Raw genomic sequence first — 12,663 nt, 5'->3', positions numbered from 1 at the left:
TGAAAAACGAGAAAGGGGGGGGTCAGACGGCGGGGCTGTTCGGCAGCTCCTTGCGGCTGCTCAGCACGCGGTCGATCAAGCCGTATTCCACCGCTTGAGCTGGGGTCAGGTAGCTCATCCGGTCGGAATCCTTGCTCAACTCCTCAACTGAACGCCCGGTGTTGGTGGAGAGAATTTCAAGCATGGCCTGCTTGTTGTGCAGAACCTCTTTCGCACGGATCTGAATATCCGTTGCCTGACCCTGAGCACCGCTGCGGGGCTGATGCAGAACGATCGAGGAATGGGGCAGTGCTGCACGCTGTCCCTTAGTGCCAGCGGAAAGAATCACGGCTGCGGTGCCCATGGCCTGACCGATGCAAATGGTGTGCACCGGCGGCTTGACATAGCGAAGGGTGTCGCAGATGGCGAAGGCTTCAGTTTCGAAGCCGATGGCGTCACCTGAGTACCAGCTGGTGCCGGTGGAGTTGATATAGAAATAAATGGGTTTCTCAGGATTGTCGAATTCCAGAAACAGAAGCTGAGCAATGATCAGCTCGGTCACGTCGATGCCCATCTGACGCTTGGCGTCGTCGTCAGAGAAGAGGGGTAGCCCCAGGTACACAATCCGCTCTTTGAGCAGCAGCGATGGAAGGTCTGGGGGAGGAGTCCGCATCACAGCGCTGTCGCCGTAATAGGGAGCTGATGTCGTCATCTACCGCGCCTCGACTCGTGTGGCAGGAGCCTAGCGGGGGTCTTCGGCCTTGGGGTTGTTCGCTTTGGACGGTTTGCCCTTGCTCTTAACCCTGGAACCGGCGGCTGTCGTGCCGGTGCCGAGACGGGCGAAAACCATCCGGCCGGTGGGGGTCTGCAGGGCTCCAGTGACGACGACAGGCTTTCGCTGCCCAATCAATGGCTTGGCGTCGTTGACCACCACCATCGTGCCGTCGTCCAGATAGCCCACCCCCTGGCTTTCCTCCTTGCCTTCGCGAACGATCTTGAGATTGAGCTCGTCACCAGGCTGAACCTCCGGTCGCAGGGCGATCACCAGTTCACTCAGGTTCATCACCTTGAGGTTCTTGACACTGGCCACCTGCGCCAGGTTGAAGTCAGCGGTCACCAGGGTTCCACCGGTGTCATCCGCCAGTTGCAACAGCCGATCGTCCGTGCCGTTGCCGTCGTACCGCGTGCTGTTGATCACCAGACGCCTGCCGTAGGTCTCGCGCAGATCCTTCAGCAACTTCAGGCCGCGACGGCCTTTAGCGCGCTTTTCGATGTTGGTGGAGTCGGAGAGCTGCTGCATCTCGCTGATCACAGTTTCCGCGACGATCACCTGACCTTCCAGCAGTCCGCAGGCGAGCATTCCTCGGATGCGGCCGTCGATGATCACGCTGGTGTCGAGGATTTTGGCGGTCGCTGGGGTCAGCACCCCGTCCGCCACCAGCAAGGCTTCGGTGCTGGCTGGATTGAGCAGGCGCAGCAGGGTCCGTCCGTGGACCTCGGCCAGGTTGCTGCCGAGGATTCCGAAGAACACATTGCTCACCACCGCCAGCAATGGCTTCAGCAAGACAACGCTGCCGGCAAACGGCAGCAGCAGCACCGGCAGCAGCAGCAGATTGGCGACCAGCAGGCCCAGGATCAGGCCAACTGCACGACTGACCAGCAGGTCCGTCGGCATGGTGCGCACCTGCTGCATCAAGCGGACCCGCAACCGCTTGAACACCAGCCCGGCCAACAGGCCCGCTCCTCCCCCGGCCGCGGTCAGGATCAGCCGCAGTTGCTCAGCATCCGTGTTCGGGTTCACCAGCTGCTCCGGCAGCAGATGAATGCCCAGCCATCCCGCGGCTGCGCCGGACCCCACGAATAGAAGCAGGATGAGCAGATCCACCATGGGCTCAGGTCGTGGCAGCTCAGGTCGAACGTTCGCAGCATGCCCTATCCACCACCGCCCCGCAGCGCCTATCTCCACATTCCTTTTTGCCATCGTCGTTGTTACTACTGCGATTTCGCTGTGGTGCCGCTGGGGGATCGCGTGGACGCAAGGGAGGGCCCCGGCAGCCGCTCCATTGAGGATTACCTGCGGTTGCTTCATCGCGAGATCGCCTCCGCCGCAAGCGGTCCGCCCTTGTCGACGGTCTACATCGGTGGTGGCACTCCCTCCCTGCTGACAGCGGATCAGATCGCCGAACTGTTGGCGGCCCTGCGTCGACAGTTCGGTCTGCAGCCGGGTGCGGAAATCACCCTTGAGATGGATCCCGCCAGCTTTGATCAGGCCCAACTCGTGGCGGTGCTTGCTGCGGGGGTGAACCGCATCAGCCTGGGTGGCCAGAGTTTTGATGATGCTGTTCTGATCGACCTCGGCCGGCGTCATCGACGGGCTGATCTGCTGGAGGCCTGCCGCTGGATGCATGCGGCCCATCAAGACGGGGATCTGCAGAGCTGGAGTCTTGATCTGATTCAGAACCTGCCGGGTCAAACCTTTGAGCACTGGGACGACCAGCTGGACCAGGCCATCGGCAGTCAGGCCCCGCATCTCTCGGTCTATGACCTGTCCGTTGAGCCAGGCACGGTTTTTGCCCGCAGGGCTGAGCGGGCGGAGCTGGACCTGCCGGAGGAAGACCTGGCGGTGCGCTTGATGGCCCACACCAGTGCACGGCTGGCCGCAGCTGGATTGAGCCGCTACGAGATCTCCAACCATGCCCGACCCGGCCATGCCTCCCGCCATAACCGCGTGTACTGGAGTGGTGCCGGCTGGTGGGGCTTCGGTATGGGGGCCACCTCAGCTGTCAGGGGGGAACGGCTTGCACGCCCCCGAACTCGGGAGGCCTATCGCCGCTGGCTTGAGGCACCTCCACCGCTCAACGCTGGCTCTGGCATGCCTCTCGACGAGCTGTTGCTCGTGGGATTGCGGCGTCGTGAAGGGGTTGTTCTGACAGGTCGCGATGGTCAGGCTTTGGAGGAGCGCTGGCGACCGTTTCTGGAGCAGGGACTGCTGCAGAAGTGCTCCGGTCGCTGGCAACTCAGGGATCCGGAGGGGATGGCCCTCAGTAATCGGGTGTTGCTGGAGGTGGTGTTGTGGTGGGAGTCTGTGCAGCAATCCACGTCCGCAGCGCCTCCACAAACAGCTGCTGCCCGGGAATCAGGGCCGGGCTGAAGGGTGGTTGCTGCTCCGTCAGGCCCAGCAGGTCAGCGGTGACGCGGATCTGGCCATCGCAGTCGTCTCCAGCACCGATGCCGATCACAGGGATCAGGAGACGTCGTCGCACCTCTCTAGCAAGAGCCGAGGGGACATGCTCGAGCACAAGCGCGAAGCAACCCGCCTGCTCGAGGGCAATCGCCTGGGTGAGCAGCCGTTCCTGACTCACCGGATCTTCGGCTTGCCGCCGGTAGCCAAGACGATGCACCGCCTGCGGCGTCAGTCCCAAATGGCCCATGACTGGAATCCCCATCCGCACCAGCCGGTCGATCACGGCCAGGACCTCAGCCTCGGCCCCCTCGAGCTTGACGGCGGCAGCGGGTGTTTCCTTCAACAGCGTTCCTGCGGCCTGAACGGCGAGGTCTGCCCCGCATTGATAGCTGAGGAAGGGAAGGTCGCAGATCAACAGCGGTTGCTTGGAGGGAGCTGCGGCGAATCCGCGGCTGACCGCAAGGGTGTGGTGCCGCATCTGATCGAGGGTCACCGGCAGGGTGGTGGCATGTCCCAGGGCCACCATCGCCAGGGAGTCCCCCACCAAAACAGCATCCGCGCCAGCGGCTTCCACCAGGGCCGCAGAGAGACTGTCCCAGGCCGTGAGGATCGTGATCGTTCGACCGTTCTGCTTCTGTCGGATCAGATCAGCTGGACGCACGGGCTCTGAAGGCCACAGAGCTCATTGCTAGCATCAAGGGGACTCGGGCCATGCGGCTCGGACGCCCAAATCTGGTCAGGACCGGAAGGGAGCAGCCACACGGGATGCTCAGAGCAGGCGTGGACTCCGGGTCACCCAACTCCTTCAGGTCGGATCGTTGGTTTGTTGCTGACGCTGCCTAAGAAACTCGGGGATGCGGGCACCGTTCTCTTCAATCGCGCTCCGTTGGGGCTGAACTGGAAGGCCGCTGGCACTGCTGCGGTCACTGCGGTACTGCTGACCCTGATCAAATCCCGTGGCGATTACGGTGACGTGGATTTCGCCTTCTAGGGCTTCATCCACCACAGCACCAACAATGATGTTGGCTTCTGGGTCCACCACGTCGTAGATCACTTCAGAGGCGGTGGTCATGTCCTCGAGGGTCATGTCACGGCCGCCGCTGATGTTGATCACACAGCCCTTGGCACCATCGATTCGCTCGGTTTCAAGTAACGGGCTGCTGATGGCAGCTTGCGCGGCCTCAACCGCCCTTGAGCGGCCGGATCCAATGCCGATGCCTAGCAATGCTGTTCCTGCTTCCGTCATCACGGAACGCACGTCAGCGAAGTCGACGTTCACCAAACCGGGGCACGTGATGATGTCGCTGATGCCTTTCACACCCATCCGAAGCACGTCATCGGCACTGCGGAAGGCCTCCTGAAGCGGAGCCCCGGCGATCGCTTCCCGCAAACGATCGTTGGGAATCACAATCAAGGTATCCACGTGTTCCGCCAAGCGGGCGATGCCTTCATCGGCCTGGCGCATGCGGCGGCGGCCTTCAAAACCAAAGGGTTTGGTCACGATTCCCACGGTGAGGGCTCCGACCTCACGGGCGACCTCCGCAACCACGGGGGCGGCACCCGTTCCGGTTCCGCCACCCATACCCGCAGCGATGAACACCAGATCGGAACCCTGAAGGGCGTCGTGGAGGTCTGTTCGGGACTCTTCGGCGGCCTTCTGACCGATGGTGGGGTTACCCCCAGCCCCCAGGCCTCGGGTGAGGGTTTGGCCGAGTTGAAGACGATGCTGAGCCTGGGATTGGATCAGGGCCTGGGCATCGGTGTTGAGCACGCGATAAGCAACACCCTCCAGATCACTGAGGATCATCCTGTTGACGGCATTGCTGCCGCCACCCCCAACCCCGATGACCTCAATCTTGGCGTTCTGGCTGGGCTGGATCCCCGTGGCATCAAACGATGTACCGCTCCCCATCTCCATCGTCGAGGCCGATCTGTGTTGGATTGGCTGCATTATGTCTCTCAAGGACTGAACCGTCTGCGATTCTGCTGCAAACGCTGTTGATGGTCGTCAGTTGTTCATCGTATTGGCAGGGGGCTTGATCGGAATTTGAATCTCCGGCCGTCTGAAGTTGCTCAGGTCGATCACGGCTCCGTTGGCTTGCAGCAGATGCGGTGGCATGGATTGATTCAGTCCAACGATCGCGTCCACCTGTTGCGTCAACAGGTGGTGGTCATCGCCAAGGTCAATGTGTCCGAGCCTTCGATGGCGAAGACTGACGGCGCCATCCGGATGAAGGGTGATGGTCCGGAGTTGGTCGTTGAGCCGATTGTTCTGCTGAAGCAAAGCCGCAATCAGCGACCGGCGCTCTGGGGTCCAACCTTTGACCGTGATGGCTGTGATCGGGACGGCTGCTGGTGCCGCTGGATTGATCCGAATCCAGTGGCCCTCGGCATCGACGTAGCCGGCTTCAAGGCCGCCGGGTTGCTGGCGGAACGCCTGCGCCACAGGAGTCTGATCCACCAAGGCGACCTCCAAGCGAGTTGGCAGCATGTGTCGACTCACCTGGACCGACTGAATCGGGAGGTTCTCTCGCAACGTTTGTTCCAGTTCGGATGGGTTGATCTCCCATAGCAGTTGCGGAAAATTGAACTGTGCGACCTCGGAAACAATTGTTGAGTTGAAGGTTGTATCTCCACGGACCACCACCTGATCGGATCCTTTTAAGGTCCAGCCGAAGCGCAGCAGTGACCAACCAAGGACGGTGCTCAGACTGAGCAAAGACAAAGTGCGCCAGGTGTAGATGAGAAATTGAATGCGTTTCTGACGGCGCAGAGCCCGCCGGCGTTCCAGCTGAGGAGAAACGGACTTCAAAGATCGCAGCGGGCACGCGCCATAAGTTGATCACCCCAGCTACGGGCCTGATCTGCATCGGAGAAAGGAACATCCATCTGCAGGTCCGTTCCCACCAGCCGCAGTCGGCAGGGACCTTGCGATTCAACCGTCAGTGGAGCATCGCCCGACGCCAGCGCCATCAGTTCCACCAGTTCCAGTCGGCAAACGTCAAAGTCGCCCTGATCCTGGAATTTGCCGGCTTCGAAGCGACACCAGACCAGGCGACCGTCCTTGAGCTGAGCACCACCGCAGCCATCGAGTTTGACCAATTCAGCCCCCTCGGCCCAGGTGCGGAACAGGGACTGGCGGCGTCGTTCAAGCCAGCCCAGTGCGGCCAAGAGCACAAATGCCAGCAGCAACGGAAACCAGAGCAGACCGTGGCTCATCGCTCACTCCTGATCAGCAGGATTCGACGCTTCATTGTCCTGCGCTTTCGAGCAGTTCGTGCACGAGCTGTTCGAGTGTTACGCCAGAGGCCTCCCAGAGCATGGGGTACATGCTCTGGGAGGTGAAACCGGGCAGGGTGTTGATCTCATTCAGCCAAACCCTGTCTCTGCTGTCGTCGTAGAAGAAGTCCACCCTGGCCATCCCCGTAACGCCCACGGCAGCGCAGGCCTGGATGGACTGGCTCCGGATCGCCTCGACAATGCCGTCAGGCAAAGGGGCTGGAATCAGCGTGGTGCTGCGGCCATCGGTGTATTTGGTCTCGTAGTCGTACCAATCCGCATCGAAACGAACTTCCCCCACCACGGAGGCTCGCAGGGTTGTCCCACCGAGGACAGCGCATTCCAGTTCTCGGGCTTGCACCCCCTGTTCCACCACGAGGCGTGGATCAAGCGTTGCGGCCAATCTCAACCCATGGATGAGCTCCTCACGGTTCCGGGCTTTGCTGATGCCCACCGACGAGCCCAGATTGGCGGGCTTGATGAAGCAGGGGTAGCACAGGCCGGACTCGATTCTTTTCAGAAGTGCTTCCTGGCGGGCAGCATCGCTGAGCTCGTCTGCCTGTGCGCAGACGTAGGGCACCTGAGCGAGACCCGCACCTGCCAGGGCAGCTTTCATGGCCTGTTTGTCCATGCTCACCGCTGAACCAAGAACCCCGGCACCGACGTAGGGCTGCTGCATCAGTTCGAACAGCCCCTGAATCGTGCCGTCTTCCCCGTTCGGTCCATGCAGAACCGGGTACCAGACCGCAACAACATCGGTGCCTGCCGGCAGGCCGCGGAACCCGGGGGCAGGTAGCGGTTGGGGGAGATCCGAGTCGGCTGGAGGACAGCCGCTGCTGAGAACCTTCCCGGCGAGATCGGGGCCCCACCAACGTCCGTCGCGATCGATGTAAACGAGGACCACCCGATAACGCTCACGGTTGGCGCCAAGGGTCAAGCCTTTGGCAACCGTTTGTGCGGACCGGATCGACACATCGTGCTCACCGGAGCAGCCGCCGAAGACAACACCGACCGTGGTGGGGCTGGATGACATCGCCTGGAACAACCCCGCACTGAGGCGCCAAAGGTATCAGCGTTGTTCGACGCAGGGCAGGGGGGTTCCGCTTAACGAGAACGATCGGACCGCGTCGATGCGGACGTTCACCAGATCACCTGGATTGTGTTGATGACCATCAGGGCCTGCTGCCTGGAAAAAGGTCAGTCGGTTGGTGCGTGTTCGCCCCATCAGCTGGCTGGGATCCTTGGGGTTGATGCCCTCCGCTAGCACTTCCTCGGTGCGGCCTGCATACCGCGCGTTGCGCTCACGGGCGCAGCGTTCCACCAGGGCATTGATCGTCTGGAGGCGTATCACCTTCACCTCCTCCGGCAATTGGTTGTCCCAGGTTGCCGCAGGGGTGTTGGGCCGCGGCGAGTAGGCCGCGGTGTTCACCTGGTCGAAGCCGATCTCCTCGATCAGATCCAGGGTGCGCTGGTACTGGAGGTCTGTTTCACCTGGGAAGGCCACGATCACGTCCGCACTCAACGAGGCATCGGGCATGCGCTCACGGATGCGGTCAATGATCCTTCGATAGCGCTCCACGGTGTAGCCACGGGCCATGGCCCTCAGGACGTCGTTGTCGCCGCTTTGGAAGGGGATATGGAAGTGCTCGCAAAGCTTGGGAAGGTCGGCGCAGGCATCGATCAGCCGCTCTGTGAAATAACGCGGATGACTGGTGGCGAAGCGGATGCGCTTGATACCGCTCACGTCATGGACCTGATGCAGGAGGTCCGTCAGCGTGTGTTGCCGGCGCCCCTCCGGTGTGATCCCCGGGAGATCTCGTCCGTAGGCATCGATGTTTTGTCCCAACAGGGTGATCTCCTTGTAACCCTGGGCGGCAAGGCCTTCCATTTCCAAGCGGATGGCCTCAGGAAGCCGTGATTGCTCCTTGCCACGCACTGAGGGCACCACGCAATAAGTGCATCTCTCGTTGCAGCCGTAAATCACATTGACCCAACCGCAGATGCTGCTGTCCCGCCGTGCAGTCGTGATGTCTTCAAGGATGTGATGGTCTTCAGTAGCAACCACCTGCTGACCGCTGTCCACCCGGTTGAGCAGCACCTCCAACCGATTCGCATGCTGGGGACCCATCACAAGGTCGAGTTCGGGCACCCGCCGCAGCAGTGATTCGCCTTCCTGTTGGGCCACACATCCCGCCACGATGAGGGTGAGGTTCGGATCCAGCCGTTTGCGCTGTGCCTGTCGACCGAGGTAGCTGTAAACCTTCTGCTCGGCGTTGTCGCGGATCGTGCAGGTGTTGTAGAGGACCAGATCCGCCTCCAGTTCGGCGTTGGCTGCGCGATACCCCATGGACTCGAGGATCCCGGCCATCCGCTCGGAATCCGCCTTGTTCATCTGGCAGCCGAAGGTGGTGATCCAGTAGCTGCCGCGGCTCTGCGCGTTTGCAGCTGGCACAAGGGTTGAAGCGGAAGCGGTCAAGTTTGGATCAGAGCCGTTTCCAGTGTGTTACATCACTGACACTGGAATCATGTTGGTGAGGGCGAGCGAGGGGATTCGAACCCCCGAATAGCGGCGCCACAAGCCGCTGCCTTAACCACTTGGCGACGCCCGCCGCGTCAGTGAGAATCTACCAATTCGTGTCCCAGCTGACCGGGTGCTGCGCTCCGTCCTTCAACGACAAGGCCCCATCGCGGCCGCACTGGCAGCATTCGTCACGGTCGGGGTTGGTTTGGGTCTCGTCGTGACCAACCCTTCCATGGAGGATTACGAGGAGCATGCCGGCGAGCAGTTGGTCGCCTTTTTCTCCAGTGAGTTGTGCCAAGGCGAAGAGCTGCCGATGGTGCTGCAGCTGTGGATCCGCGACTGTCCTGGATTGGTGGCATCACAGCAGGCCGCTCTCGCGGCTTTGGCCGTCAATGTCACCTCACGCCTCAACCTTGGCGTCGTCAGCCTGTTCACCACCAAAGTCGGTGGGCAGCAATTGCTTCCCGGGCTGACCTTGCCGGAGGTTGAAGTGCTGACCCTCGGCGTCGCTGGGCAGTTTGTGCTGCTGCGAACCGTGAGCGACCCGGGCAGCCTCGAGTGAGCGAAGCGTCCTCTCAGCTGGAGGCATGGCTGCCGCGAAGCCTGCTGCGTCTGCGAAGTGGATCGGCCATCCCCGCCGCCACAGCCGAGGGGCTGACCCCTGTGAGGTTGTCCTGGGCAGATGGGCGTCTGCAGGAACCCGAGCTGCTCGGCACACCAGCCGATCATTTAAAAGCACTGGTGTTGCCGCGATTGGTGGACCCCCATGTGCACCTCGATAAGGCTTTCACCTGGTCGACCCATCCCAACCTCGGCGGCACCTACGACGGTGCCCTTGAGGCCAACATGAACGAGCATGGAATCCGTGACCTGCAGGCGGTGCTGGCCCGGGGTGACAAGGCCATCTCCAGGGCCTGTGAGCACGGTCTGCGGGCCATGCGCAGCCACATCGACAGCCTGGGGCCCGGCGCGGATGCCAGCTGGGAGGCGCTGCAGGCGTTGAAGGCGCAATGGCATGGCCAGGTGGAGCTGCAGCTGGTGGCCTTGGTGCCCATCGCTCACTGGTCAACCACTGAAGGAAAACAGCTGGCCCAGCGGGTCGCGGCCAGTGCTGGGTTGCTCGGGGGTGTTCTGGTGCCCCCCTGCCGCGGTACATCCGTTCGGCGGGATCTGCGCGCCCTGCTGACGTTGGCGGAGGAGCTCAGCTGTGGTGTTGACCTGCATATCGACGAGGCGAACCATGGTCCTGCTCAAGGACTGCAGCAGCTGCTCAGGGCGCTCGAGCAGGTTCCCTGCAGGCAGCCGATCACCTGCAGCCATGCCAGCAGCCTTGCTTTGTTATCACCGCAGCGCCTGCGACGCCTGGCTGAGCGGATGGCGGAGCATCGGCTGCAGGTGGTGGCGCTGCCGTTGACCAATGGATGGTTGCTGGGCCATTCACCGGAGGCCACTCCATTGCGCAGGCCGCTTGCCCCGATCCGGCAACTGCAGCGGGCGGGTGTTCGGGTGGCGGTGGGTGGCGACAACGTCGCTGACCCTTGGTTCCCAGCAGGAGACTTTGACCCGTTGGCCCTGATGGCCAGCTGCCTTCCCCTGGCCCAGTTGGCCCCCTGGCAACGTCTGGGCCTCTCGCCCTTCACCACGGCCGCCTCTGCTGTGATGGGTCTGGGCTGGGATGGACGGATCGGCTGCGATGCACCAGCCGATCTGATCGTGCTGGAGGCGGACAGTTGGTCGGAGGCGCTGCGCCGCCCACCGGAGCGGCGGGTGTTGATTGGTGGTCGTTGGTGGAAGCCCGGAAGGCGCTAGACCGCACCTTGATGTTCCACCGCGGTTGATGGCGTCTACGGAATCCCTGACAACCCTGGCAGCGGAGCTCGCAACTGCGGACGACCTGGAGTTGCTCCAGGGAGCTGCAGACCTGCAGCGCTATTCCAAAGACGCGTACGACTATTCGCCGATCCTGCAACCGCAGCTCGAATCCTGCAGGGCGGATCTGGTGGTCCGGCCCTTGACCGTCGCCGGGGTGGAGCGGTTGGCAGCGGCCTGTGGACGCCATGGCGTCCCCCTGACCCTGCGCGGCTCAGGCACCGGCAACTACGGCCAATCCGTCCCGCTGGAGGGGGGAGTCGTCATGCTCAGCGGGGCACTGCGGGAGGTGGAGCACCTGGACCCATCCACTGGGGTGGTGATGGTGCAGCCCGGTTGCCTGATGCGGGATCTCGACCAGCATCTGCGGGCCCATGGCCGCCAGTTGCGATTGCTACCCAGCACCTGGCGCAGTGCGTCCATCGGTGGGTTTCTGGCTGGTGGCTCCGGCGGCATCGGGTCAATCCGCTGGGGCTTTCTGCGCGACCCAGGCCATCTCCTGGGTGCCGAGCTCATCACCGTGGAACGGGAACCACGACGTCTGCAGCTGGATGCCACCGAGGCGGAGGCGTTGAACCACGCCTATGGCACCAACGGCATCCTGACCCGCTTGCAGTTGGCCACGGCACCCGCGGTCAACTGGCACCAGATCAGCATCGATGTGGAGACCTGGGGCGCTGCCGTGGCACTTCTGCAGCGTTGCACTCGTTCTGCGGTGGAGTTGCACCTTGCCACCCTCTTGGAGCGATCTGTTCTGCAATGTCTGCCAGCTTGGAGTGGCCCTGAATCGGACCGCCACCGGCTGCTGTTGTTAGTGGCTCCGGATGGCGTGAGCACCTTGGCCCGACTGGCGGCCGCATCCGGTGCCGTGCTGCATGACCTTGGCCCTGAGGATCTTGGGGGGGGGCAAGGTCTGCGCGACTTGAGTTGGAACCACACCACCCTGCACAAGCGTTCCGAGGATGCCGGCTGGACCTATCTGCAGATGTTGCTACCGGAGCCTGAGCTGCCTGCGATGGAGCAGCTGAAGCAGCGATGGGGCGATGCGTTGCTGTGGCACCTGGAAGGGGTCCGCCAGCAGGGGGCAGCGCGTCTGGCGGCACTTCCCCTGGTCCGCTGGAGCAGCACAGAGCAACTGGATGCGTTGATGAGGGATTGCCGTGAGGTGGGAGCCGTTCTGTTCAACCCCCATGTGATCACCGTTGAAGATGGGGGCCTTGGCGTGGTGGACGGCGATCAGGTGGCTGCCAAACATCGCTATGACCCCGAGGGCCTGCTGAATCCTGGCAAGTTGCGGGGTTGGCTGGAATCGATCAGCAGCCCAGGCTGTCCAGGGTCGCCACACCTGTCACGGGGTTGACTCCGTCGGCGTCGCGGCAGAGGCGCCGCTGGTCATCAAGATCCAGAAGGGCATCACTGAAGTCGGCTCCCGCGATCTGCGCATCGCTGAAGCTGCTGCCCGACGCGATGATTCCGGTCAGAACGGCGTCGCGCAGATTCGTGCCAGCGAAGTCAGCTCGATCCATCAGCGCATCGGAGAGATCCGCGCCGCTGAAATCGGCTTCGGCAAAAGCACCCTGCGTGAAGATCGCGCCGTGCAGATCGGCACCGCTGAAGTTCGCTCCACGGCCGACGGCACCGGCAAAGGACGTGTTGGCCAGATGCTGACCATGAAAGTCGCCACCGCTCTGGTTGGTCAGGGTGTAGTCCACGGTCTCCTGAAACAACGCCCGGTCCTGCAGACCAACTCCAGCTGAGGTGTCGAGGGCCGTTGCGGGCAGCACCAGGACCAGCAGAGGCAACAGCAGCGACAGCAACAAGGTCAGCATCG

At 62.4% G+C, this 12,663-nt stretch carries 13 protein-coding genes, 1 tRNA gene and 1 other RNA gene; 5 read left to right on the top strand and 10 right to left on the bottom strand.

Translation table 11 applies throughout. The features are described 5' to 3' along the window. Positions 1-22: 22 nt before the first annotated feature. On the bottom strand, positions 23-691 hold the full coding sequence (locus tag TX72_RS08315) for an ATP-dependent Clp protease proteolytic subunit (protein ID WP_011128512.1): 669 nt from the start codon (positions 689-691) through the stop codon (positions 23-25). Positions 692-721: 30 nt separating this feature from the next. After that, complete coding sequence (locus TX72_RS08310) at positions 722-1,867, bottom strand: PIN/TRAM domain-containing protein (RefSeq protein WP_011128511.1); 1,146 nt, start codon at positions 1,865-1,867, stop codon at positions 722-724. 39 nt (positions 1,868-1,906) lie between these two features. Here TX72_RS08310 and hemW point away from each other — a divergent pair, with 39 nt between their 5' ends. Further along, positions 1,907-3,130: a radical SAM family heme chaperone HemW gene (hemW, locus tag TX72_RS08305; RefSeq protein ID WP_011128510.1), complete on the top strand. Its 1,224-nt coding sequence runs from the start codon at positions 1,907-1,909 to the stop codon at positions 3,128-3,130. Here the strand turns inward: hemW and panB are convergent. After that, complete coding sequence (gene panB, locus TX72_RS08300; RefSeq protein ID WP_011128509.1) at positions 3,021-3,824, bottom strand: 3-methyl-2-oxobutanoate hydroxymethyltransferase; 804 nt, start codon at positions 3,822-3,824, stop codon at positions 3,021-3,023. The two genes, hemW and panB, sit on opposite strands and share 110 nt — an antisense overlap. Positions 3,825-3,863: 39 nt before the next feature. On the opposite strand from panB, the gene ffs reads away from it, so the two are divergent. Then, positions 3,864-3,961: signal recognition particle sRNA small type (gene ffs / locus TX72_RS12905), an RNA gene on the top strand. Positions 3,962-3,968: 7 nt separating this feature from the next. Here the strand turns inward: ffs and ftsZ are convergent. From ftsZ to TX72_RS08270, 6 genes are all read right to left on the bottom strand, one after another. Beyond that, positions 3,969-5,081, bottom strand: coding sequence for a cell division protein FtsZ (gene ftsZ / locus TX72_RS08295; protein ID WP_148228871.1), 1,113 nt, complete (start codon positions 5,079-5,081; stop codon positions 3,969-3,971). Between the two features lie 90 nt (positions 5,082-5,171). Continuing rightward, positions 5,172-5,975 (bottom strand): cell division protein FtsQ/DivIB, encoded by an 804-nt coding sequence (locus TX72_RS08290; protein ID WP_011128507.1) that lies wholly within the window; start codon positions 5,973-5,975, stop codon positions 5,172-5,174. Then, positions 5,972-6,382 carry a hypothetical protein gene (locus tag TX72_RS08285; RefSeq protein WP_011128506.1) on the bottom strand — a complete coding sequence of 137 codons (411 nt, stop codon included), beginning with the start codon at positions 6,380-6,382 and terminating at the stop codon, positions 5,972-5,974. Before TX72_RS08285 ends, TX72_RS08290 begins: the two co-directional genes overlap by 4 nt. A gap of 31 nt (positions 6,383-6,413) precedes the next feature. Further along, complete coding sequence (locus tag TX72_RS08280) at positions 6,414-7,475, bottom strand: D-alanine--D-alanine ligase family protein (RefSeq protein WP_011128505.1); 1,062 nt, start codon at positions 7,473-7,475, stop codon at positions 6,414-6,416. A gap of 36 nt (positions 7,476-7,511) precedes the next feature. After that, positions 7,512-8,918: a tRNA (N6-isopentenyl adenosine(37)-C2)-methylthiotransferase MiaB gene (gene miaB, locus TX72_RS08275; RefSeq protein WP_042503708.1), complete on the bottom strand. Its 1,407-nt coding sequence runs from the start codon at positions 8,916-8,918 to the stop codon at positions 7,512-7,514. A gap of 60 nt (positions 8,919-8,978) precedes the next feature. Continuing rightward, a tRNA-His gene (locus TX72_RS08270) sits at positions 8,979-9,051 on the bottom strand. Between the two features lie 42 nt (positions 9,052-9,093). Here TX72_RS08270 and TX72_RS08265 point away from each other — a divergent pair. Genes TX72_RS08265 through TX72_RS08255 form a run of 3 tightly spaced genes read left to right on the top strand, consistent with a single transcriptional unit; the run spans position 9,094 to position 12,192 of the window. Next, positions 9,094-9,525, top strand: coding sequence for a DUF4359 domain-containing protein (locus TX72_RS08265; RefSeq protein ID WP_011128503.1), 432 nt, complete (start codon positions 9,094-9,096; stop codon positions 9,523-9,525). Then, positions 9,522-10,772 (top strand): amidohydrolase family protein, encoded by a 1,251-nt coding sequence (locus tag TX72_RS08260; RefSeq protein WP_011128502.1) that lies wholly within the window; start codon positions 9,522-9,524, stop codon positions 10,770-10,772. The genes TX72_RS08265 and TX72_RS08260 overlap by 4 nt, the downstream gene beginning before the upstream one ends. Before the next feature lie 28 nt (positions 10,773-10,800). After that, positions 10,801-12,192 (top strand): FAD-binding oxidoreductase, encoded by a 1,392-nt coding sequence (locus TX72_RS08255; RefSeq protein WP_042503706.1) that lies wholly within the window; start codon positions 10,801-10,803, stop codon positions 12,190-12,192. Here the strand turns inward: TX72_RS08255 and TX72_RS08250 are convergent. Then, a complete protein-coding gene (locus TX72_RS08250) occupies positions 12,146-12,661 on the bottom strand; it encodes a pentapeptide repeat-containing protein (protein WP_011128500.1) in 516 nt (171 codons plus the stop codon). The two genes, TX72_RS08255 and TX72_RS08250, sit on opposite strands and share 47 nt — an antisense overlap. Between the last annotated feature and the right edge of the window lie 2 nt (positions 12,662-12,663).

The organism is Parasynechococcus marenigrum WH 8102 (assembly GCF_000195975.1).
GTDB classification, from domain to species: domain Bacteria; phylum Cyanobacteriota; class Cyanobacteriia; order PCC-6307; family Cyanobiaceae; genus Parasynechococcus; species Parasynechococcus marisnigri.
This window is presented reverse-complemented; position numbering and strand designations above follow the sequence as displayed.

Excerpts from the sequence above, each read along its gene's own strand:
- TX72_RS08280 (WP_011128505.1), bottom strand. The coding sequence starts at position 7,475 with ATGTCATCCAGCCCCACCACGGTCGGTGTTGTCTTCGGCGGCTGCTCC.
- ftsZ (WP_148228871.1), bottom strand. The coding sequence starts at position 5,081 with ATGGAGATGGGGAGCGGTACATCGTTTGATGCCACGGGGATCCAGCCC.
- TX72_RS08315 (WP_011128512.1), bottom strand. The coding sequence starts at position 691 with ATGACGACATCAGCTCCCTATTACGGCGACAGCGCTGTGATGCGGACT.
- TX72_RS08250 (WP_011128500.1), bottom strand. The coding sequence starts at position 12,661 with ATGCTGACCTTGTTGCTGTCGCTGCTGTTGCCTCTGCTGGTCCTGGTG.
- TX72_RS08255 (WP_042503706.1), top strand. The coding sequence starts at position 10,801 with ATGGCGTCTACGGAATCCCTGACAACCCTGGCAGCGGAGCTCGCAACT.
- hemW (WP_011128510.1), top strand. The coding sequence starts at position 1,907 with ATGCCCTATCCACCACCGCCCCGCAGCGCCTATCTCCACATTCCTTTT.
- TX72_RS08285 (WP_011128506.1), bottom strand. The coding sequence starts at position 6,382 with ATGAGCCACGGTCTGCTCTGGTTTCCGTTGCTGCTGGCATTTGTGCTC.
- TX72_RS08310 (WP_011128511.1), bottom strand. The coding sequence starts at position 1,867 with ATGGTGGATCTGCTCATCCTGCTTCTATTCGTGGGGTCCGGCGCAGCC.